This is a genomic window from Novipirellula rosea (assembly GCF_039541335.1).
Classification (GTDB): Bacteria; Planctomycetota; Planctomycetia; order Pirellulales; family Pirellulaceae; genus Novipirellula; species Novipirellula rosea.
The window spans coordinates 474322-497756 of record NZ_BAABGA010000120.1; the positions used below are offsets into that span (position 1 = coordinate 474322).

The following is a 23435-nucleotide window of genomic DNA, read 5'->3' on the forward strand; positions in this document are numbered from 1 at the left end:
CGTTACTCAATGTTGTCGATGCTCGGGCTATTGGTCCGACTTCGCTTCGAGTTTACCCAGCGAATGCTGGATTGCTCCAATCAATTTCTTCGTCGCGTTGATGGTGAAACGATAGGTGCCGACTTTGTCCTTGGTCTTGTTTTCCCATTGAAGGAATCGCTGCTCTTCAACAGCCTGATAGGTCAACGCCCAGTCCGCTCCTTTGAGCGATGTTTTGATGGGCCATCGCTGTTGTTTATCCGTGGGTGGCGTCGTGATCTTGTCTGTCAAAGCTTTCACGAACGCTTCGGTTTGGCTTTTGTCCAGCATCAGCATCCCGCCGGCCGAGGGCACCGTTTCACCTGGCTTCAGCGGCACCATCAGTGAGATTTGTACGGCTGGATCCATGCCTGCGTAATTCGTCGCGTTTACATACGTGTAGCCGGTTCGAGAAGATTCCGTGTGAACGAACGCAGAAGGATCACCAATCCACGATCGATCGCCGATCACGACGGATTGAAGATTGGGATCGAAAGTATCGTCATTGGGATCCCAATCATCCGCAAATAAAGGGGCCGAGATCATGCAAAGCAGTAAATAACCAATCATCCGATTCACTGGGACGTTCCTCATTAAGCCATCGTTCCAACTAAGTTTCCTGTGCCGATACCCGTTATATCGGAGCAGACAGTTTAGTCGAACCACGCCGCCAAGAAATCAATTTCCTCTTTAAGATCCGCTTCTCTCTAAAAACAGGTTGCTACGAGCGATTCACTGCGAGATTGTAATCGCGGCCGTCGCTTCGGCGATCGGCAGCTTCCAGTCCGAGATGGCCGAGTTTTCTAGGTCGACGCGACTCGCGATTGCATGCAGCAGCCGGGTTGCATTGCCGTCGGGTGCTGTCTTGAACAGATTATCTAGATAGTAGGGCGGCGTTGCTTGATAGTAGAGGGTCGCTTTCACTGAGAGTCGACTCGCCTGCACGTCGTCGGGAACCGCGATTTGGTAGAGAGTGGTGTCACTGCCCGTACCGTCGATAAAGTCCTCATCACCCGAGGCGACTGGTCCCGGCAGCGTCGCGGTCAAATAAGCACCGCTGAGCCCGTGCCCTGGTCCCTCGGCGGACCAACCTTTGGGAAGCAATCGATTGTCCTTCACGGTCGAGCAGCCTCGGACGAAACTGGTCGTGAACCGATTGGCGTTGTCTTTTAACAGCGTTTCGTAAATCTGCACCTGACGCGGCGAATTGATCACTAGGTGGTGCGGTTGGAACGATTGGTCGGGATCCTGTTTGTCAAAAAATTCCGTCTCGAGCGGTTCGCCGTTTTCGTCCAAAATTACACCGACCTTGTTGGTCCGTCCCGAAGCCCAGACGACTCGTTCGTCCGATGAGCCCGCGTTTTCGAGGACGACAAACTCGATGAAAGCGCGGCGAAAACCGACGCCGGTGGGAAATCGATGGCCAGCCAAGTTGGTGATGTGAACTTTGGCTTCGATCGTTTGCTTTCCGTCGATCGCGGTTGCGGCGGCATCCACCTTCAAGGCGGCGGTTTGCTGTTGGGCCATCCGGACCATCCCCGCGATCGCCTGATCGGCGCCACGGTTTGACCCCGTCATGTAATCCGTTTTCTTGACGCCCAACACGTCATCGAATTGCTTGAAGTACTCTAACAGCCACACGTTCAGTCCGGCAAAGCCGTGCCGCCGATAATCCTCGCGCACACGGATACGTAAATCATCATGTTTTGCGAGATTCTCGGCGTCGGGGTACGACGCGTCCTGAATGGCCGCGATTCGAGTCTGAATCCGTTTATCTTCGTCGCCCGTCTCGGCTGCGAACGTGCGATCGTGCATGTGGCACTGTTGGCAAGATTGCCCGTGGGGTGCGTCTGGATTTGTTTCGTTGTTGAATTGACTGTTCAGCCATTCCAGATAGGTCGCCTGTTCAACATGATGGTGAAACTTTTTAAATTCGGGCACCGACTCACTCTTCACCAATTGCGCATCTTCACGCTCGATCTCGCCAGCGACCAAGGGATTATCAATCGTTGGCAGAGACACCGTGTGGCACGTGCCGCATAGCTGAGATTGTTTGATGTAATCGCTGTGTTTGGGTTTAAATCCGATCGCGTGCTGCATCGCATAGCCCGCAAGCTTGTCGTCTTGGTATGGCCCATAGATTTCGCTGGGCGGCCCAAGGTGTACGTTTCCCGTGATCGACGTTTCCAAAAAGTGGGCGAGGTAAGGCCGATCGTCATCGTCGGATTGAGGCAGCGGTTGCATCCGGTGACAAACCATACAACTAACACCTTCTCGAATCAGTGCGCCAGTTTCCGATTTTGCATGCACGTCATCCAGAGTGAGTTTGTCATGTGGACCACCCGAGTGACTTGTCTGCAAGTGACCCATCGCTCCATGACACCGCAGACAGGTATCGACGAGCGTCTCTGTAAGTGACTTCGCTTCATCGCCCTCACCAAACTGCTGGCGAATCAGTGCAATCTCACTTTCGACTTGTGCATAAAAAACAGGATCGCGACCAGCCAGTCCCATCGGCGTCCATCGCCACTCACCATAGGGTGAAACATTCACACCTTCCCCGCCGTAGGTCGTGCTACTGTCATCGGTAGGAACGAACCCAACCGGGCCCAACGGACCGGTGAGTCCAGCGTGACAGTTCATGCACTGATTCGACGTCACGAAGTCGCGAATCCCATTCCGGGTCGCAGGCAATGCATCGTGACTCGTGGAAGGCAAGCAGGGGACCATCGCGACATCGATAGTTTCAATGGCAGCGAATAATCTCAAGAATTCCTCGCTCGGCGTTCGGGAAAGTTCCTTTTCCTCGTTGTCCGGTTTTGCGGAGGCGGCTTCTTTATCGGTTTCTTTCCGCCATGAATCGTCAACACGAAAAAGGATCGGTTCGCCTGGGAAACCCTCAATGTTGCGGAGCGAGGCAAAAGTGAACTCATTGTCGATTGATTCAGGAGACTCTGCGGCGGGAGATTGCGTCGACGCGTGGCACCGCACGCAGTAAAGTCCAAAACCTGAATACGGTTGTTGATTGTTAGCGTGGTAGTCGAAAGGCTTTGCGTCGGAGCCAGGGTTGCTCCAGAACCAACCGTCGTGCGAACCGGAGCTGTCCTTCACCATCACGGTCCACGATTCAAGCGAGGCTCGTAATTGTTCTTCGGACTTCCCGTGATGCTGGATCGCGGGCGGTGGATATTGCTCTTTGATTATCATCTCGCCATCGGGGATCGGACCGGCACGATCACTCCGCAGCCAGCGAATAATCCCGGGCGAGTAGAAGACGCGAACCGCGGGGTGCGTACCGTAATACACTCCGTCAATATACGGCCCCGTGTCACGCACCGATTTGTCTTTTCGCCAGTCGAGCTCGATGTACTGACGCTCTGCTAGAAAGGAAAAGAGTTGTGCCTCGTATTCATTGACCGTCAGCGTGCTCGGCAAGGGCAGGTCCGCCGGTCTGCCAAACTCGTCTCCATTCGGATCTCGTTTCTGCCCCACTTCGTTTGCTCTGCCCGTTGCATAATCCTCATTCGTAGCCGAACGTAAATGGGTCGGTTGGCGGGCGGCGAGTCGATTGTAAAAGAGAGCAGTGCCAATGACACTGACGAGAAAAACGAACGCGAAAAAGACACTGGTCTTCGGGTATGGCATCGATTGCGGACTACGTTGCTTGGGATAGATAGGGCGTCTAGTTGTTATGGCACGGGGTATGCAAACTGCGTGCCTCATCTCGGATGAAAGGCTGCCAGCGCAATTGGGCGACGCCGTCGACGGGGCTAGGCCGCTGAACGAGCTGTTTTGAACAACAGGTTGGCCGAATAGAGATCAGTGTGTTGGGATGCCAACCACTCGCAGAGTTTGCAACAGGATTTATTAGAGAATCGATTATGACCGTGGATAACTGTATCCATATCGCCAACGCGTTTTACCTCGGCTCGTACCTGTGCCGAGACATCCTTTGGCTTCGCGTTTTGACCTGCGCAGGACTGATTTTCGGCATCATCTTTTTCTGCTGCCAAGCGGAAGCGATGTTTGCTCCGGCGTCTTGGATGGGAGTATTTCTGGTGGTCAACTTCGTTCAAATTTTGCGGACGATTCGCGAGCGTAGTGACACCAGACTTAGTGCTGACCAGGAGGAAATTGGCTCGCTTTTACTGCAGAGATTAAGTCGTGAGGATATGCTGAATATTCTCACAAAATCCATGTGTGATAGCGACCGTCGTTCCAAATTGCTCGAGAAGAGCAAGGAGATCACGCTCAACGAAGAAGAACGGATTGTTCGCAACATGGCCTTTGACCGATTGTCCGATCAGGAATTGATGAACTTAATTGTGCGACGGTTTTGGAAATCGATCCGTCGTCGGCGGAGAGGCTGGTTTCGATTTGTGGGCCGACCTCGCAAGCGGTTCTTTGAAGTGATCGATCCGGTGACGTAGGCAAGCACGATCGATAATAACATCCTCAAGGCATCGCGTAGGGCAGCTCGTAAACCGCGTAGGTTTGGTTCTCGTTTTCTGCGAGCGGATAGACGCGGACCAACGGCATGTGCTGGCCCGTGATTCGTCGATCGACGACAATGTAATTCACGCCATACTTTTCGCGGTACTCGATCAACGATTGATAGTGAATCGTGACCCGAATCGTGCTGAGCCGGACCGGGTAGATTTCTCGGAAACGCCTGTACCACTGGTCCAAGCTTTTTGAGTCCTGAGGCACGTCTTTCCAGTTCACCACCTCTGCTCGCTCGGCATACCATTTGAAACTTTGTTGATGACGTGGCGTCAAAAATACTTCATCCACATCGGTGGCCAGACGAACCCAATCACATACCTTTAACCAGTCCTCAAACACCCGTTGTTGTTTCGCAGGCGGTGCGTCGACGTCCCAGCCCAACATGGCGTTGCTAGCCGACGGCGGTACCCCCAGTCGCATGCGGTCAAAACTGCTGATTCCCACCAAGACCACACATATCGCTAATCCTGCGTAGCCGGAAATGAACATCGACTTTGCCTCATGCCGCAGCGAAATACAACGCATCAGCAACAGCGAGAACCAAAGGGCGACAACAGCGTCGGACAGCCGAAACCAGTAATACCGCAATAGTTTTGCTGCCAGATCGGGCGAGTAAGTTTTTAAGCCTCCCAGCATCAAACCGATCACCGCAATCATGATCGCTCCGACTGCAAACCCACGAATGCGATTCCATTGCTCACGTTCAGATTGCTCACGTTCACTTTGATGACGCGTGAGCCAGGCAAGCCCGACGGCGCTGCCGAGCAACACTGCGTGCCGAACATACCAGTGGAACTGAAAGTTCGACGGCAATAAATGATGCGGCAACCGATAGTAGGTGTAGATCCGCGCCGCTCGCACTGAGTCGGCCGCGTCGCCACCCATCGTCAACCATAGCGCCGGCAAGACGCCGATCAACGCGATCGCGCCACCGAGAAACAACGCCGGAGTGAAAAACGGTTTGCGGTGCTCGCGAGGTCGTTCGCTGATCAGCCACGCAATCGCCACTGCGACGACCGACCAACCGCCCGAGAGCACATGGAATGCCGAGGCGATGCCGAGCAATATCCAGACACGATTCCATCGGCGGTGAACCAGTTCGGCGAGCGCCAACAAGACAAATCCGTACGCGGGCACCTTGGCTTCGATACCGCCGATCACCCATTCGCCTGCGAGATTACCGTACTCGACTGCGGCGATCCAAGCGATCGCGACCCCGAGGGTGGCAAACCGCATTGGAACGAGTGCCGTGGTGAGTCGATACAGCCCGATGGCAATCAAGGTCCAACCGGCAAAGCGGCCGATCCACGCGGTGGCCTCGAGTGACAGGAATAGCGTCGGCCACCCAAACACAAAATAGAATGTCGTGTGTGCCTTGCCCGACGCCGTGAACAAATCGTTGGCGCACCAATCGGGCTGCCAGAAATTTTTTGCCTTCACCAAATAGTGAGCTTCGTTCACCATCGGAGGCGCGTCGGCGGCGTAGATAAAGAACAACGCGACGACCGCGATCACTTCGAGTGCTGCCCACCCCATCGACCGTTGGCTCTTGACCGCTAGCGGGTGTTGGATCGGTTGTTCCACAGCCGAAGTTTCCTGACTCGCCGACTCGTCATCCTCTGGCATTAAATCCGCTACTCCAAAATCAGGTGACACAAAAACAGAATCCTTCACGTTCTTCCAGCGGCTTCAAGCTTCTAGCGGCTACAAAGATCGGCAGCCATGCGGATCGCCGACATCATACTGGCGTGATTCGCGACCCCTTTCCAGGCCAAGTCCATTGCGGTGCCGTGGTCGACACTGGTTCGCACGATGGGAAGCCCCAACGTAACATTGACTGCATCGTCAAACGCAAGTGCCTTTAGTGGGATTAAGCCTTGGTCATGATACATACAAACATAGACGTTGATATTGCTTCGCATTGCCGGAGTGAACGCGGTATCGGGTGGCAAAGGGCCGATCACATCGTGACCTTCCTGCCGAGCACGATCGATCGCTGGTTGAATGATCCGTGATTCTTCGCCATGGCTGAACAATCCATTCTCGCCTGCGTGCGGATTCAGCCCACACACCGCAATTCGCGGCGATCGCTTCAATCGCCGCTGGAGTGCGTCGGCTGCCATTCGGATCGCTCGCAAAATTCCCTCGGTCGTCAGCGTTTTGGGCACGTCGGCCAGCGGGATATGGATCGTCGCCAGCACACACGAGATCGATTCGCTGGTCAACATCATCGAGAAATCATCGGTCCCGGTTCGCGATGCCAGTAGTTCGGTATGACCTGGGAAATCGATCCCGGCATCGTGCCAGGCTTCTTTTTGGATCGGCCCGGTCACGATCGCAGCAGTCTGTTGATTCAGCGTCGCGTCGATTGCGGCGGCAACGGCTTCGAACGACGCGCGACCGGTGTCAGCACTAAATTGCCCGGGGATCAGGGCGTTGATGTTGGCAAGCGGCAGGTCCACTACCGCGGGCATTGGCAAATCGAACTGGCTCGCCACTCGTTCGAGCACCGCTTGGGGGCCGTACAAAATTGGGGTGCAAAATTCGGTGATTTTCGCCGAGGAGGCGCATTTTAGGGCGATTTCGGGCCCAATTCCGGCCACGTCACCGACGGTAATGGCGATTTTCGGGTGGGGCGTCGGTACGTCGTCGGACATTGATCTAGCGTAAAAAAGTTGGATTCGTTGAGATAAGAGAGACTGTCGCACTTTACAATTGAGCCGTACGACTAGAAACGCAGCTTAGCTGATTTCTATCCCTTTCTAAAATGACCGGTATGTTCTCTCGAAACACCTTTTTTTCGCTTTCTGCATTGTTGCTGGTCGTCGCATGTGCAGTCGCGGATCGTCGTGCTGCGGTGGCTGCCGATATTTTGGCCGTCTGTCCCCCCACCTATCGCGCCGAACTGCGGCACTGGATCGATCATCGTCAACGCGACGGATTGAGTGTATCGATCGTCGAGAATCATCCCGATGCCAAATCGCTGCAAGCGGCAATCCAGGCCTCGGCTGATCCCAGCACCCGGTACGTCGTGTTGGTGGGAGACGCCCCGTCGATTGGAACAACCTGCAATCCACTACTTGAAATTCCGACCACCTATTCTGCGACCACGGTGACCGCCAAATATGGTTCCACCCCCACGTTGTCCAGCGACATGCCGTTTGGCGATTTCGATGGCGATGGAATTCCCGAGGCGGTCGTCGGTCGGTTTCCTGTCAAAGCAGAAACGCAATTACAATCGTTTGTTGAGCGGATTATCCGCTATGAACAAAATGCGGACTTTGGTTCTTGGCGAGGCAATGTGCAATTGGTCGGAGGCATCGGGGGCTTCGGCGGCATGATCGACACGGCCATTGAATCGGTGACCCGCACGATTGTGACCGGAGTCCTGCCTGCGGAAACTCGCACCACCGTTGCCTACGCCAGTCCCAATCATCGCTTTTTTCCAAAAACTAAATCGTTTACCGAAGCGGTGATCGAAAACTACAACCGCGGCGCTCGGTTTTGGGTCTATGCCGGTCACGGCCAAGTGACTCATTTAGACCGAGTTCCAGCGAATGCCCAAGGGCAACCGGTGCTCGATTGCGACAGCATCGGACAACTGAACTGTGTCGGTGCGTGTTCGCCAATCGCATTGCTGTTGGCGTGTTACACCGGAGCGATTGACGCACCCCAAGATTGTTTTGCCGAGCGAATGCTGTTGGCCGACGGAGGCCCGATCGCAGTGATCGCGGGAACGCGAGTGACAATGCCCTACGGTAACGCGACCGCCGCAATCGGATTGATCGACGGCGTTTATCATCAGAAAGAAGCTCGACTGGGCGATGCGTGGCTGAACACGCTGGTCGAGATGCAGCGGGATTCGACGACCGACCGATCGACCACGCGAATGATGATCGATTCGCTCGCCACCATGATTAGCCCCGCAGGCACCAACCTCGTCGACGAACGCCGCGAACATGTCCGGCTGTACAATTTGCTGGGTGATCCGACGCTACGTCTGCATCCTCCCGAATCGCTCGATATCCAAGTCAAACCGGGCTACAACCCTGGTGAAACGATCACGATCGAGTCGACCTGTTCAATTGACGGCGAGTTGACGATGACGCTCGATCGGCCGCTGGGATCGTCTTCGGATGACGACGATCCGAACCAAACCTCGATTGCCTCGATCACGCAACCGGTCACGGCGAATCAGACCCATCAATGCGTGTTTGTGCTGCCGACCGACGTCAGCGGTCCGTTGACTGTCCGTTGTCTGGTCGCCGGTGAGCAGACATGGGCCACCGCGTCGGCATCCACCATTGTACGCCAGCCCGCGAAACGCTAAGCCGCTTGCTCGGCCGCTTAGGTTTGCAGAGGGAAAATCGGATTTCACCTCCCTGTGGGGAGGTCAGAGTCGGCGGTAGCCGACGCTGGGTGGGGCTCGTTGTGTTAGTGAGTGGACAGCGCAAGAAAAAGGTGACCACCCTCCCCGGAAAACTCGCTGAAGGCTCGTTTCCCGACCCTCCCGACGCAAGCTGGGAGGGTGAACCGAATTCACCTCCCTGTGGGGAGGTCAGAGTCGGCGGCAGCCGACGCTGGGTGGGGCTCGTTGTGTTAGTCGGTGGACGGTGCAAGAAAGAAGTGACCACCCTCCCCGGAAAACTCGCTGAAGGCTCGTTTCCCGACCCTCCCGACGCAAGCTGGGAGGGTGAATCGGGATTCACCTCCCTGTGGGGAGGTCAGAGTCGGCGGCAGCCAACGCTGGGTGGGGCTCGCTGTGTTAGTGAGTTGACGGTGCAAGAAAGAGGTCGCCACCCTCCCCGGAAAACTCGCTGAAGGCTTGTTTCCCAACCGTCCCGACGCAAGCTGGGAGGGTAAACCGAATTCACCTCCCTGTGGGGAGGTCAGAGTCGGCGGCAGCCGACGCTGGGTGGGGTTCGTGGTGTTAGTCGGTGGACGGTACAAGAAAGAGGTCGCCACCCTCCCCGGAAAACTCGCTGAAGGCTCGTTTCCCGAACCCTCCCGACGCAAGCTGGGAGGGTGAATCATGGGGGTGGCTGCGTTATCGACACATCCTTGCCGATCTTCTAAAGTTCAGAACGATTAATCGCCCTGCTTCACTGCCCCTCCTCAAAGACTCGCTCCTGTATGTCCGATACAACGCCACCGTATGACTCGTTCTTGCTCGTTTCCTTTGGTGGTCCCGAAGGGCCTGATGACGTCATCCCATTTTTAGAGAACGTGTTGCGAGGCAAAAATGTGCCGCGTGAACGGATGATGGAAGTCGTCGAGCACTACCAACATTTCGGCGGCGTCAGCCCCATCAACGAACAAAATCGTCAATTGCTCGCGGCGATCAAGTCCGAATTCAAGGAGAGCGGAATCGAATTGCCGGTTTACTGGGGCAATCGCAATTGGGATCCGTATTTCGAAGACACGTTGCGACAGATGCGAGACGATGGCTGCAAACGCTCGCTCGCATTTTTCACCAGCATGTTTAGTTCCTACAGCGGTTGTCGCCAATATCGCGAAAACATCCTCGCCGCACAGACAGCGGTCGGCGAGGGCGCACCGGCGGTAGAGAAAGTGCGAATGGGATTCAACCATCCGCTGTTCATCGAAACGTTGGCCGAGAATCTGCGAGTGGCGGCCCAATCGATCGACGCCGATCTAGCGACGACTCAGGTGTTGTTTACGGCTCATAGCATTCCGTTTTCGATGTCCGATCACTGCGACTATGAACGGCAACTCAACGAGGCGTGCCGCTTGGTTGCCGACATGGCAGGCGCCGACCGATGGAAATTAGTCTACCAAAGCCGCAGCGGTCCACCGCAACAACCGTGGCTCGAGCCCGATGTGTGTGATGCGATCACGGAGCTCGATGATTCGTCGCCGCTGGGGTCGCTAATCGTCATGCCGATCGGTTTTGTTAGTGATCACATGGAGGTGCTGTTTGATTTGGACGAAGAAGCCGCGGATCTTTGCAAGTCGCGTGACATCAAGATGGCGCGAGCGGCCACGGCGGGCGTGTCCCCTAAATTTGTCAGCATGATTCGCGAGCTGGTTCAGGAACGGTTGTCCGACGATCCGATGCGTCGCGCCCTCGGCGACCTCGGTCCTTGGCATGACGTCTGTCCGGCGGATTGCTGTCTGTACACACCGCAGCGCCGCCCTCAAGTTGGAGCGTCGTAGCCCAGGCTGCCAGAGGCTGTCCAAGGCGGCAAATACCTTGACGTCGCGAAAAACACCGCGAGTTTCGCTGCGAGAAAAACGAATACACCTACCTTCGCCAGCCGCGATTCACCGATGTCCGAGATATCCGGCGACAATCGGATACTAATAACCGAATTTGCGTCCAAACGGGATTAATTTGGGCGAAGTCGTTGCAAGGCTTCTATCAGAGAATCAAACTCTAGTATGCTAATGGGGGGATAGATTCCACTCTTGAGTTACGCTTGCATCGCTGATACCCATGACCCAACCGCACTCGGCCTTTCTATTGGGAGATCGACTTCTTGTCGTCCAGTGTGCCGAATCACTGTTGGCCCGTGGATTCCAGATTGCCGCCATCGCATCGTCGCACCCCGATGTGTTGCAATGGTCGCGAGATCACCAGATCGCCTGCGTTGATCCTCGGTCGAATCCCCGTGCTCTCGCCGATGCCGCGGCCGCCGCGGCGCCGTTCGATTTTCTGCTCAGCGTCACTTATCTGCGGATGATCCCCAGCGAGGTGATCGCGTTGGCTAGGCGATGGGCGATCAATTTTCATGATTCGCTTCTGCCTGGTTATGCCGGATTAAATTCAACCGCGTGGGCCATCGCCGCGAACGAACCGCAGCACGGGATCACTTGGCACGTTTTGACCGACCAAGCCGATGCAGGGGACATCGTTCTGCAAGTGTCGATTGAGATTGCTGGTGATGAGACCTCACTGACGCTGAATACAAAATGTTTCCAAGCAGCGAGCGATTCGTTTGATACGATGGTCGATCGGATCTTGGATCCATCGTTCCGTCCCACGCCGCAAGATTTGCAACAGCGGAGCTATTTTTCACGCGACAAACGGTTTCACTGCGACGGTTGGATTGATACCTCCGCTTCGGCGATCGATTGTGCTGCCATCGTTCGTTCGTTGGACTTTGGCAACCGCTTCGAAAATCCGTTGGGCCTACCCAAATTTCGATATCGGAACCAATGGTGGATCACACGTTCGGCAGACGTGCTGGATGTCCCATCAAAGTCGGAACCAGGCACGATCGTGGCAGTGGAATCCGACGCGATCATTGTGGCAACCCGCACCGGTGATCTACGGTTGGGCAGCCTCTGGCCACTGACCACTGCACCCGCGATTGATAACCCAGCGGCGAAAGCGTTTGTGGTTGGTGAGTCGCTTGATGCGTTGACAACGATTCAGCAGGACGCGATCAACCAAGCGGCACGGTCCGCAGGCAAGCAGCAGGACTTTTGGATCAAGCGACTCGCAAAAGTTCGACCTTTACTGGTGATACCCGACGGCGGTAAATCGGGGCGTGAATCCGAACAGGGATCCAATACGGAAACGTGTCTGCCAATTTCTGTCCCGGATAACTGGGGCATCGACGACGTGATTGCTGCGTTCGGATTGTTTTTGAGTCGTGTCAGCGGAAACCGCAGCTTTGACATCGCGTTTTACGATTCGTCGACCGTCGCTGCGGAACTGCTCGCTAAAGAGCGACCACTCGGGATTGACATCGATCCTCAGAAATCCTTTGCGACTCATCGAGATGCGGTGCGAGCGGAACGCGAATTGATTGATCGGCACGGATTTTTTTCGGCTGATCTGCCACTGCGTTATCCCGCGATCAACAATGCCCCATTGAAAGACACGGCGAGCATTCACATCGTCGATTCGCTCGCGGAACCCTCGGCTGGCGATTCGCCGCTTTCGCTGTGGATCGCATCCGATGCCTCGGTGGCGGAACTGCGATACCAAGCTGCCGACCTCGACGACGTATGGCCTGAGTTGCTTTCTCGCTTGCCACTTTTTATCGCTGGATGCGAAACCGGCCACGCGCTGGCCGTGCAAACGATCTCGCTGCTCAGCAAGCCCGAAGAACAGCAAATTCTGGTTGAGCGAAATCGCACCGCTCGTGACTATGATCACCGCGAGACAATTGATCGAGCGATTGCGTCGCAAATCAAACGCACCCCGCAGGCAATCGCCCTGGTCGATGGGCAACACGAGTGGACGTATCAACAGCTTGCTGCCGAAGTCGATCGTTTGGCCACGTTCTTTCAATCCCAAGGGATTGGCCAAGGCGATCTTGTCGGGATCGCCACCACGCGAAGCCTTGGCATGGTTGCGGCGATTGTCGCAGTCATGAAGACCGGTGCCGCCTATGTGCCACTGGATCTCGAGTTTCCTGCCCACCGTATCGCGTTGATGATCGACGATGCACGTTTACGCTGCATTTTGGTCGATCCCCTCAGCCGTGCTCGCGTGCCGAACAGCGAAGTCGAAACGATCGACATTGGCAATTTCGAATCTCCTCTGACCGAGACACAAAAAACGGAAACGCGAGAATCCGCAAGCAAACCGTCTGGTCTCGCCTACGTTATCTACACCTCGGGTTCCACCGGCCAACCCAAGGGAGTGATGGTCACGCATCAAAACGTGATCAATTTCTTTGCCGGGATGGATGATCTGATTCCGCATGATCCTCCGGGCACTTGGCTTGCCGTCACCAGTTTGTCGTTTGATATCTCGGTGTTGGAACTGTTGTGGACCTTGGCACGCGGTTTAAAAGTCGTGCTTCATGACACACCATCGCGAATCGCGTCGACGGCGAAACTGCGTCACGCAGCGAAACCGATCGACTTTGGTTTGTTCTATTTTTCCAGTAGTGCGAATCAGAGCAAATCGCCGTATCAGTTGCTGATCGATGGAGCCCGGTTTGCAGACGAGCATGGTTTTTCATCGGTCTGGACTCCCGAGCGTCATTTCCACGATTTTGGCGGATTGTACCCGAATCCATCGGTGACCAGCGCCGCAGTCGCCGCGATCACCCACCGCATCGCAATCCGCTCGGGTAGCGTCGTGTTGCCACTGCATCATCCGGCTCGCGTCACCGAAGAATGGTCCGTGGTCGACCAGATTTCGGGCGGCCGCGTCGGCATCTCGTTCGCCTCGGGTTGGCAACCGAACGATTTTATTTTTGCTCCGGAAAACTATGCCAACGCCAAAACGGTGATGTTAGATAACATCGATCTCGTGCGTCGGCTTTGGCGTGGCGAGACCGTGGGATTTGCCGGGCATGACGGCAAAGAGGTTGCCATCCAAACGTATCCACGTCCGCTGCAAAAAGAGTTGCCGGTTTGGGTCACGACGGCCGGCAACGAAGACACGTTTCGGATGGCAGGTTCAATCGGTGCCAACATCTTGACGCATCTGCTGGGACAAACGATCGAAGAATTGACCGCTCGAATCGACGCGTATCGCGACGCGCGGGCGAAAGCCGGCCACGCGGGGCCCGGTGAAGTCACCGTGATGGTGCACACGTTTGTCGGCGATTCGAATGACGAAGTTCGTGAACTTGTTCGTAAACCGCTGACCGAATACCTGCGAACATCGGCAAGTTTACTAAAAGGATTCTCACACACCTGGGCTGCGTTCAAAAAGCGGACCGATGGAACGACGGTCAGCGACTTTGATATCGATAAGATCAGCGGCGCGGAAATGGACGACTTGTTGGCGTTTTCATTTGAGCGTTATTTTCAGTCGAGTGGCTTGTTTGGAACGCCTGACAAATGTCTCGACCTGGTTGGAAAGTTGCACGGCGCCGGCGTTACTGAAATTGCTTGCCTGATCGACTTCGGAGTGCCTGCGGACGTCGCCTACGCTCATTTGAAAGACCTCGACGCGCTGCGGTTGCGGGCCCAAACCGAAATCGCGACGCCGCCGGTCGCAACCCAATCCATTCTCGATCTAGTCCGCCAGCATGCGGTCACTCATTTGCAGTGCACTCCATCGATGGCACAAATGTTGATGGAGGACGACGCGTCGCGAACGGCAATCACGTCGATTTCTCATCTGATGCTTGGCGGCGAAGCACTACCCGCTCAACTTGCCGACCAAATCTTGACGGAAACCGCGTCGGCTCGTTTGGTGAACGTCTACGGACCCACCGAAACCACCGTCTGGTCGACCCGCAAAATCATCGAACGAGGTGTCAAGTTTGCCGGTTCGATCGGCAAACCAATTGCCAATACTCGGATCTATATTCTGGATGATTTTTTGCAGCCGCTGCCCGATGGCGTTGCCGGGAATCTTTGGATTGGGGGTGACGGTGTTGCGGTGGGCTATTTGCGGCAAGACGAATTGACCGCCGACCGGTTTCGACCGGATCCTTTTTCGAGTGCGGGTGGCGGTCGCATGTACAACACCGGCGACTTGGCTCGCTGGAACGCCGATGGCGAAATCGAGTTCCTCGGCCGATCCGATTTTCAGCTGAAAATTCGGGGACACCGGATTGAATTGGGAGAAATCGAAAACGCGATCGATTCTAACCCCGCTGTCCGTCAATGTGTTGTGGTCGCCGATCCGAGTGCGACCCCGTCGGTCGAGCTCGTCGCCTACGTGGTGCTCAGCGATGAAGTGCCAAGCGATCAAATGAAAACGAAGTTGCGAGATTCACTTCGCCAAACGTTGCCCTCGCACATGGTCCCATCGCGATGGGTTTGTTTGAACGAGTTTCCGCTGACGCCAAATGGTAAAATTGATCGTAAGGCTTTGCCGGGGTGGAATCGTGATCAGGGGATCACGCCGACACCCCAGTCCACTGCGGCAACGAACCTGGATGCGACTCAGCAGAAACTTGAAACCATTTGGCGTACGACCTTGCAACTTGATTCGATTCAACTGGATGATAACTTTTTTGATCTCGGTGGTCATTCGCTCTTAGCTGTGCGAGCCCACCGGATGCTAAAGGATCAACTCAGTGCGTCGATTGTAATCACCGACCTGTTTCGTTTCCCTACGATTCGCACGCTATCGCAGCACATTGATGCGATCAGCACACGTCAAGGCGACGATTCACCCGCGTTACCTCGCACGTCGGCAGGGCAATCACGAGCGTCACGCCGCAAGGAATTGCTCGGCAAACGGCGTGGGGAGCGATCGAAATGACGTTACCCGAAAATGCGATCGCCGTGGTCGGGATCGGTTTGCGTTTTCCCGGCGCAAGCTCGGCTGACGAGTTTTGGCAGAATCTGCGAGACGGAATTCGCTCGATCCGCGACTATAGCAGCGAAGAACTGCTGCAAGCCGGTGTCACGCAGAATGACTTGGACGATCCTCATTACGTTCGCTCGGGGGCGCCGCTGGACGACATGGATCAATTTGATGCCGAGTTCTTTGGGTTTTCGCCCAAAGAGGCGGCGATTATGGATCCACAGCATCGCAAATTCTTGCAGTGTTGTTGGGAGGCCCTCGAGGACAGTACGCACCCGCCGAGCCAATTTGATGGCTCGGTCGGCGTGTTTGCCGGCTGCGGGATGAACAGCTACTTCATGTTCAACCTGCTACGCAATTCGGCGATTCGTGATTCGGTGGGCATGTTTTTGCTTCGTCACACCGGCAACGACAAGGACTTTTTAACCACGCGAGTATCCTACTGTTTCAATTTGACGGGTCCGAGTGTCAATATTCAAACGGCATGTTCGACATCGTTGGTGGCCATCCATACCGCTGCCCAAAGTCTGTTGGCGGGTGAGTGCGAATTGGCGATCGCAGGTGGCTCGACGATCGAACTGCCACACCGTGTGGGGTATCACTATCGCAGCGGTGAAGTGTTGTCGCCGGACGGACATTGCCGAGCGTTTGACCAAAACGCGATGGGCACGGTGTTTGGCAGCGGTGCCGCCGCCGTGGTGCTGCGGCGGCTCGAGGATGCGGTCCAAGATGGCGATCGTATCTATGCCGTGATCCGTGGCTCGGCGATCAATAACGACGGGGCGAACAAAGCAGGCTATCTCGCTCCGAGTGTGGATCAACAAGCCGCTGCAGCTTCGGAAGCTCTGGCGATCGCCGAAGTCGATGCCGAATCAATCGGCTATGTCGCGGCTCACGGTACAGGCACTCCGATTGGCGATCCGATTGAAATCGCTGCGTTGACGGCTGCGTTTCGTGAAACCACCGAGCGACGCGAATTCTGTGCGATCAGCTCGGTCAAACCCAATATTGGACATCTCGATACCGCGTCAGGTGTGGCCAGTTTTATTGCCGCGGCGATGGCGATTTATCACGGCAAGATTCCTCCGAGTGTCGATTTCAATGCGGCCAACACGGCGATAGATTTTGCCAATAGCCCGTTTCGCGTTTCTCAGACTCCAGCGTCCTGGAGTGCAACCGATTCACCACGTCGCGCGATGATCAATTCACTGGGCGTCGGAGGAACCAATGCCAACGTGATCCTCGAGCAAGCTTCCTCATCGATCGAGTCGACGCCGCCAACACGACCCGAACAAATCATAACACTTTCGGCTCGCAATCCTCGTTCACTCGATGAACAATGCGAGCGACTTGCGGATCATCTCGAGCAGAATGGTGAGGTTGATCTTGCCGACGTCGCTTATACGCTGCATGTGGGACGCGAAGCGTTTGAGCATCGGCGAATCTTGGTGAGCCGCGATCGTCAAGAGGTGATCGATACGCTGCGCAGTCGCAACGCAAAGCGTCTGTTCACTCATCACGCGGATGCGAAGCTGGATTCGATTACGTTTATGTTTCCTGGTGGCGGCGCCCAGTACGCTCAAATGGGCCGCGGGTTGTACGATCGCGAATCTGTTTTTCGACAATGGATCGACCGGGGATGTGAAACGCTTGAACCGTTGATCGATGTCGACCTCCGGCAGCTGATTTTTAACCGCCAAGTCTCTGATGCGGACGCGAAGCAGCAGTTTGAACGTCCCGCGATTCAATTGCCTGCCATTTTTCTATGGGAAATCGCGACCGCCGAGTTGTGGATGTCTTATGGCATCAAACCGTCGGCGTTGATCGGCCATAGTATGGGGGAAAACACCGCAGCCTGTCTCGCCGGAGTGCTCGGTTTTGAGGATGCGTTGCGGTTAGTCGTACTGCGTGGCCAACTGCTCGAGCGAGTCCCGGCCGGTGGCATGATGACGGTTGCCTTGCCCGCGTCAAAGGTGGCGGAAATCGCGGGCGAGCAGCTGGATTTGGCCGTCATTAATGGGCCAGCGATGTGCGTCGTTTCGGGGACCGATTGTGCGATCGCCGAATTCGCCGAACGGATTAAATCTAGCGAGGTCGAGAGCAAACGAATTCCGATTCGCATCGCCGCGCATTCACGACTGCTCGACCCCGTGTTGCCTGAATTTCGAGCTTTTCTAGACACGGTGCAGCTCAGCCCGCCAAACATTCCATTTGTCTCGAATCGAACCGGCACTTGGATCACCGATGCCGAAGCGACCTCGCCCGATTATTGGTGCGAACAACTTCGCCACACCGTTCAGTTTTCGAAATGTTTGGAAACGGTCGCTGGCAACACGTCGAGTGTGTTCATCGAGGTCGGCCCTGGGAAAATTCTGAGTGCGTTGGCGAAACAGCACCCCGCGATCACGTCAAAGCGGACGGTGTTGTCGTCGCTGCGACACGCCGAGGAAGTGATCGACGATACCACCTTCTTTTTGACGACCTATGCCCGATTGTGGGCAGCAGGGTTGCCGATTAATTTAAAAAGCCAATGGGCAGGCGAGACTCGCAAGCGAATCACGCTGCCGACCTATGCATTCCAACAAGATCGCTATTGGATCGATCCGACGGACGAGTCGCCAAAGACAGCCAAACGCATCCGTAAATCGCTGCAAAAAACGGAGGACATTCGCGAGTGGTTCTACCAATCGAAGTGGCGAGAACGTACCGGAACGCCCGCACGCGAATTGCCTCCTGCGTCAAACAACTGGTTGATTTTTCTTGATGATGCAGGCATCGGTCAAACGATGGCGAACCAGCTTCGAGAGCGTGGCGATACCGTTGCGGTTGTCCGCCGCGGAGACATCTTTCGCCATGTGTCAGCTCATGAATTTGTGCTTGTTCCTGAATTGGGACGCGACCAATATATCCAACTTGCCAAGCAGCTTTCGCAAAACGATTTTGTTCCCGACCGGATTGTCTACTTGTGGCCGATCACCAAAGATTCCAGCTACCGACCGGGATCGACGTTCGCGATGCGAATTCAAGAGGAAGGGATCATCGGATTGACGATGACGATTCAAGCGATTGCGGGCATTCTCGAGGACCACCCGTGCTCGGTCATGATGGTTGCCAATGGCATGCAATCAGTCGAGGGTGGCCCGATTCGCTATCCCGAGAAAGCGACGGCGATCGGTCCGATCCGTGTTGCACCTCGCGAATACGCCAACCTACAAACGATGGCGGTCGATATTTCGCTGCCCGCAACCGATCAACAGCGAGCAGCGATGTCTGAGCTATTGATCCGTGAAGCCGCAATGCCATCACGCGGCGATGTGCGTGCGATTCGTGAAAACAAAGTGTTTGAAAAGAGACTCGAATCAGTTCGTCTCGATCCACCCACGTCGAATTCTTTGCTTCGCACGGGCGGCACATACCTGATCACCGGCGGTTTTGGTGGAATGGGACGTAGTCTTGCCACGCTGCTCGCCTCGAAATATCAAGCAAACTTAATCCTGTTGTCGCGAGCTCCAACGTCATCGCCGGCGGTTACGATCGCCGGCCCGCAAGATCTACGAGGGAAACAGCGAGAAAGATTTGTGGAGTATCTCGAAGGTTTGGGGGCCAAAGTTCGGGTGGTGATTGCGGATGTTGCCCATCCGGCCGAGATGCAAACGGTTTTCGACGAGATAAAGAAACCGTTCGCAAAAATCTCGGGCATCTTTCACACGGCTGGCGAATTGGATGATGACTTGATTGCCACCGCGACCGTCGGTTCGATCCAAAACGCGTTGGCGGCAAAAGTCCACGGCACTCAGTTGCTCGAACCATTCCTCAACCATAAATCGCTGGATTTCTTGGTGCTGTGTTCTTCGACCAGCACATATCTCGGCCCTGCTGGTCAATCGGCTTACGTAGGCGCCAACGAGTTTCTGAATGCGTTCGCCGAAGCCAAGTCGGTGGAATCCACGTCAACCCGTGTCCTGTCGATCAACTGGGGCGTGTGGCGAGATGTCGGAATGGGCGCAGCGGCGTACAACCGTATGCATGGCAATCGCGATCATCGTGACTCCGATCACTCCGGTGGCACTGCGATGCCTGCGAATCATCCGTTGTTTGACACGCGGCGAGTGGATGAGGTCACGGGGGAAACGGTCTTGACCGCGACACGCTCACCCGCGAAACACTGGGAACTCGATGAACACCGGACCGCCAACGGGAAATCTGTTTTGCCAGGCACTGCGTATCTCGAGTTGGTCGTTGCAGCGGCGCAGGAGATTTCCAGTGGCTCGTCGCTACACGTCAGCAGCATGAGCTTCTTGAAGCCCTGCGTGGCCGAAGAGGATGCCGAACTTCAGATTCGAGTTCGGTTGGCTACCTCCGGTTCGCAAAACGCGTTTTCAATCGAAAGCCGCGTCACCGCAGATAGCCCGTGGGATCTCAATGCAATGGGCCAATGGTGTCTCGGCAACGAGGGGACGCCGAAGTACAAACCGGAAACGCCTGCATCCCCATGCTACAAAACAGATTCGGAAAACGACGGGCAAGTCATGCAATCGTCTCCGATCACGCGGCAAGCTGAATGGCTCCGCTTTGGTCCGAGATGGAATTGTTACGACTGCTTGCATTACGCCGACGGACAAGCCTATGCGTCGCTTTCGATTCCAAATGAATTTCAAGACGATTTGAAAACTCATCCGCTGCATCCCGCATTGTTGGATATGGCCACGGGATTTGGGTTGCCGCTTTCGCGTGATTATCACGACGATTCAGGTTTGTACGTCCCGATCGGCTACGCTGCGGCAAACGTGTATGGGCGGCTCCCTGAAAAAGTTCGCAGTTACATCACGCTATCGGATTCGTCCACGTCGGGCACCGATGTCATCTCACTTGACATCCGCGTGACGGATCACGACGACAACGTGATCGTACAAATCGATCGATTGCAAATGCAGCCGGTCGATTCGCTTCGATTCGGAAACGCCGAATCGACCCAAGTCGCTCTATCGCGTCCCACCACGTTGAGTGATTCAGAGGCTATCTTTGACGAGTCGTACTCGTTGGGGATTTGTCCCGAGGAAGGCCAGCGAGTGTGCGAGTGGCTGTTAAACGAGTGTCTGTTGAACGAGCGGCTGCTGAACGACGGCAACGTGTCGCCCGTATATGTATCGCCCATCGATCTGGAAGAACTCAGGCATCGCATCAACGAATTGGGGGAAGCCTCGTCCGAATCTGCGATCAAATTTTCGCGTCCCACACTTGATACCGGTTACACACCGCCACAGACACGTACTGAAAAATCGCTGGCAAAACTGTGGGCGGATCTTCTGGGCATTGATCAAATTGGTTGTGATGACAACTTCTTTGATCTCGGCGGACACTCGTTGTTGGCCGTGCGGCTGTTTAGCAAGATCCGCAAAACGCACGGGGTTGAATTACCACTAAGCAGTTTGTTCGAGGCGCCGACGATCACAACCCTTGCTGCGATGATTGACCAAGCGAGCGGCAATTCGGAAGCGTCCGAAGCCAAGACGTGTCCGTCGCCTACATTTCGCTTTCTTGTCCCGCTGCACCTGCCCGAGAACGCCGTCAAACCACCGCTGTTTGTCGTCGCCGGCATGTTCGGTAACGTGCTGAATCTTCGCTATCTGGCGAATCGCTTGGGAGATGATCAAAGCGTCTATGGGATTCAATCCAAAGGACTGATTGGTGACGATATGCCTCATCAAACGTTCGAGGAAATGGCAAGTGATTACCTTAGCGAGGTCCGGCAGGTCCAACCCAGCGGACCCTACTTTTTAAGTGGATTTTCCGGAGGAGGTGTGTCTGCCTACGAGATGGCTCAGCAGTTGGTTGCCGCTGGCGAACAGGTTGCGTTTCTAGGCTTGCTCGATACGCCTGCGGCCGAACGCCCTTCATTGACTCGTTTGGATAAACTGAAAATCCATCTCGATTTGATCCGGCGACATCAGTTGCGTTACTTTTCGCATCACGCTCAGCAGCGTTCACAGTGGCAAGAGAGTCTGGTGCGGCAAGAAGAGGAACGCATTGCACTGCAAAACAATCCCAACGATGCCCAGTTTCGCTCCGCGCTCGTGGGGGATGCGTTTCTGAAGGCGAACGAACAATACACGACGCGGCCCTACGCTGGCGACGTCTGTTTGTTTCGGCCTCCACTGGAAGTGGCCCATCGATTATGGGGAGGCCGACTGTTGACCCACGATCGGCAATTCCGAGACCCGCTGAACCACTGGGGCCCCCACGTCCAAGGTGCCATCGAGGTCTACGAAGTTACGGGCGATCATGATTCGATGATGCTCGAACCACATGTCCGCAATTTGGCTGCCAAATTCAAACGCTGTCTTGACCAAGCCAATCAGCGTGTTGCCGCAGCCGTACCGCCGATGTCAGCCAAAACGCGGCCGCACTAGGTTTACGACACGGGGGTTTAGGTCACGGGGTTTAGGTCACGGGGTTTAGGTCACAGTTGGGAAATGAGTAGCTGTGCTCGCCAGAGCGTGGGCGAGTTTCCATCGGTGTTCCCTATCTTGTCCACCGTCCGGAGACCGTAGCGGCACTGTTTAGCGGCACTGTTTAGCGGCACTGAGCACTAGGCGGCACGTTGTTGGGCCGGTTCGTCTCGGACCGCAAGAAATTTTGCTTCGCTAGGATCGTATTTGTGTTCCAAACGATGCAGTTCGCGTTCGATCCGTAGCGTAAACGCTTCGACAGTCTCGCCTGCCAAAGGACGCAATGGATCGCCAAAGTAGGCATCCACTCGAGTGAAAGGCAGCGGAAACTGCAGCCGATCCCAAGTGCTTTTCAAAATAAATCGGTAGCGGGGAATCACGATCGCGGGCAACACCGCTGTGGTGGTTTTTAATCCCAACATCGCAGCCCCGCCGTGCACGCGTCCGCGAGGTCCATTGGGACCGTCGACCGCGAGCGTGGCAACGCGACCTTCGCCCACCAGCCGAATCATCTGGTTCAGCGCCGTGGTGCCTCCTTTGCGGGCCCCACCGCTGCTGCCACGAACCGGTTCGTGACCACAAAAACGAAGTAGGGGAACGACAATTTCACCATCCGTCGATCGCGAAACCATCGCCACGGTTCCACGTTCTGCCGCCATCGAACCCGCAATCTGGTGGGCATGAAGTGATGCATAAATATGCCCCACACCCTGGGACGTCAATTGATCACGCTGGTCGTTGTGGAAGTGAAACCGTAGCGTGAAACGGATGATCGTGATGAGCAAGCCGATTGCGCTGCCGATCAACCATGCGATTTTTTTGTTCATTGCTAGCATCAAGCGAGAGAAACGCGGGACTGTTTTCGTCAGATATACGAAGTGGAGGCCCCTGGCGTGAAGAGTCATTTCGTCAAGAAATGATGCTCACAAAACGCTCGCTACTCGAACAAGCCGTCCACGAGGCTGCTGACCTGGGTGCGGAAACCGTTCAGCGAGGCATCTTCGAGTAGATCGGATCGGTTGTTTTTGACCATCGCAGCGGCCAAAGATTTGTGTTCCTGCCAATCGCTCAAGCGAAAATCACGGATATCGACGTACACGCCCGATAGGTTGTTGCTGATCTTAGGAACCAGAAACACACCTTCTTTGCCTCGCACGACGTGGTAGTGCATCGCTACGAATAACAAAACCGCTCCGCATACCATGCCGGCTAGAAAACGTGACATCGCTCGAATCCTTGAATGAAATGGAATCACCAAGCAGCTGAAA

The 23435-nt window shown here is 55.3% G+C and carries 11 protein-coding genes and 3 pseudogenes; 8 read left to right on the plus strand and 6 right to left on the minus strand.

From position 1 onward, the window contains the following. Positions 1-27: 27 nt before the first annotated feature. Positions 28-597: a hypothetical protein gene (locus tag ABD971_RS33955; protein ID WP_345328158.1), complete on the minus strand. Its 570-nt coding sequence runs from the start codon at positions 595-597 to the stop codon at positions 28-30. Positions 598-750: 153 nt separating this feature from the next. Next, a complete protein-coding gene (locus ABD971_RS33960) occupies positions 751-3663 on the minus strand; it encodes a hypothetical protein (protein WP_345328160.1) in 2913 nt (970 codons plus the stop codon). A gap of 236 nt (positions 3664-3899) precedes the next feature. On the opposite strand from ABD971_RS33960, the gene ABD971_RS33965 reads away from it, so the two are divergent. Then, on the plus strand, positions 3900-4448 hold the full coding sequence (locus ABD971_RS33965; RefSeq protein WP_339936463.1) for a hypothetical protein: 549 nt from the start codon (positions 3900-3902) through the stop codon (positions 4446-4448). 25 nt (positions 4449-4473) lie between these two features. On the opposite strand, the gene ABD971_RS33970 is transcribed toward ABD971_RS33965, so the two are convergent. Further along, a complete protein-coding gene (locus tag ABD971_RS33970) occupies positions 4474-6180 on the minus strand; it encodes a DUF6798 domain-containing protein (RefSeq protein WP_345328163.1) in 1707 nt (568 codons plus the stop codon). A 41-nt stretch (positions 6181-6221) separates the two neighbouring features. Next, positions 6222-7181 carry a 4-hydroxythreonine-4-phosphate dehydrogenase PdxA gene (gene pdxA / locus ABD971_RS33975; RefSeq protein WP_345328165.1) on the minus strand — a complete coding sequence of 320 codons (960 nt, stop codon included), beginning with the start codon at positions 7179-7181 and terminating at the stop codon, positions 6222-6224. 119 nt (positions 7182-7300) lie between these two features. Here pdxA and ABD971_RS33980 point away from each other — a divergent pair, with 119 nt between their 5' ends. The 7 genes and pseudogenes from ABD971_RS33980 to ABD971_RS33995 all read left to right on the plus strand — a co-directional run bounded on the left by ABD971_RS33980 (position 7301) and on the right by ABD971_RS33995 (position 22128). Further along, positions 7301-8854, plus strand: coding sequence for a C25 family cysteine peptidase (locus ABD971_RS33980; protein ID WP_339936470.1), 1554 nt, complete (start codon positions 7301-7303; stop codon positions 8852-8854). 803 nt (positions 8855-9657) lie between these two features. Beyond that, entirely contained in the window at positions 9658-10701 is a 1044-nt protein-coding gene (locus ABD971_RS33985; protein ID WP_345328168.1) for a ferrochelatase, read from the plus strand. Between the two features lie 280 nt (positions 10702-10981). After that, positions 10982-11461 (plus strand): annotated as a pseudogene (locus tag ABD971_RS36155) (formyltransferase family protein); the annotation flags it as partial. A 30-nt stretch (positions 11462-11491) separates the two neighbouring features. After that, positions 11492-13261, plus strand: a pseudogene (locus tag ABD971_RS36160) (AMP-binding protein); the annotation flags it as partial. Positions 13262-13378: 117 nt separating this feature from the next. Then, positions 13379-14842 (plus strand): annotated as a pseudogene (locus tag ABD971_RS36165) (LLM class flavin-dependent oxidoreductase); the annotation flags it as partial. A 78-nt stretch (positions 14843-14920) separates the two neighbouring features. Further along, complete coding sequence (locus ABD971_RS36170) at positions 14921-15673, plus strand: AMP-binding enzyme (RefSeq protein ID WP_425571419.1); 753 nt, start codon at positions 14921-14923, stop codon at positions 15671-15673. Continuing rightward, positions 15670-22128 carry an SDR family NAD(P)-dependent oxidoreductase gene (locus ABD971_RS33995; protein WP_345328173.1) on the plus strand — a complete coding sequence of 2153 codons (6459 nt, stop codon included), beginning with the start codon at positions 15670-15672 and terminating at the stop codon, positions 22126-22128. The genes ABD971_RS36170 and ABD971_RS33995 overlap by 4 nt, the downstream gene beginning before the upstream one ends. 179 nt (positions 22129-22307) lie before the next feature. Here the strand turns inward: ABD971_RS33995 and ABD971_RS34000 are convergent, their stop codons facing one another. Together ABD971_RS34000 and ABD971_RS34005 are read right to left on the minus strand one after the other, a co-directional pair. Beyond that, positions 22308-22994: a lysophospholipid acyltransferase family protein gene (locus tag ABD971_RS34000; RefSeq protein ID WP_339936477.1), complete on the minus strand. Its 687-nt coding sequence runs from the start codon at positions 22992-22994 to the stop codon at positions 22308-22310. A gap of 110 nt (positions 22995-23104) precedes the next feature. Beyond that, complete coding sequence (locus tag ABD971_RS34005; protein ID WP_345328177.1) at positions 23105-23392, minus strand: hypothetical protein; 288 nt, start codon at positions 23390-23392, stop codon at positions 23105-23107. Between the last annotated feature and the right edge of the window lie 43 nt (positions 23393-23435).

What these genes read in the sequence shown, in the direction of transcription:
- ABD971_RS33965 (WP_339936463.1), top strand. Translation starts at nt 3,900, where the DNA reads ATGACCGTGGATAACTGTATCCATATCGCCAACGCGTTTTACCTCGGC.
- pdxA (WP_345328165.1), bottom strand. Translation starts at nt 7,181, where the DNA reads ATGTCCGACGACGTACCGACGCCCCACCCGAAAATCGCCATTACCGTC.
- ABD971_RS33995 (WP_345328173.1), top strand. Translation starts at nt 15,670, where the DNA reads ATGACGTTACCCGAAAATGCGATCGCCGTGGTCGGGATCGGTTTGCGT.
- ABD971_RS33960 (WP_345328160.1), bottom strand. Translation starts at nt 3,663, where the DNA reads ATGCCATACCCGAAGACCAGTGTCTTTTTCGCGTTCGTTTTTCTCGTC.
- ABD971_RS33980 (WP_339936470.1), top strand. Translation starts at nt 7,301, where the DNA reads ATGTTCTCTCGAAACACCTTTTTTTCGCTTTCTGCATTGTTGCTGGTC.
- ABD971_RS34000 (WP_339936477.1), bottom strand. Translation starts at nt 22,994, where the DNA reads ATGAACAAAAAAATCGCATGGTTGATCGGCAGCGCAATCGGCTTGCTC.
- ABD971_RS33985 (WP_345328168.1), top strand. Translation starts at nt 9,658, where the DNA reads ATGTCCGATACAACGCCACCGTATGACTCGTTCTTGCTCGTTTCCTTT.
- ABD971_RS34005 (WP_345328177.1), bottom strand. Translation starts at nt 23,392, where the DNA reads ATGTCACGTTTTCTAGCCGGCATGGTATGCGGAGCGGTTTTGTTATTC.
- ABD971_RS36170 (WP_425571419.1), top strand. Translation starts at nt 14,921, where the DNA reads ATGTACAACACCGGCGACTTGGCTCGCTGGAACGCCGATGGCGAAATC.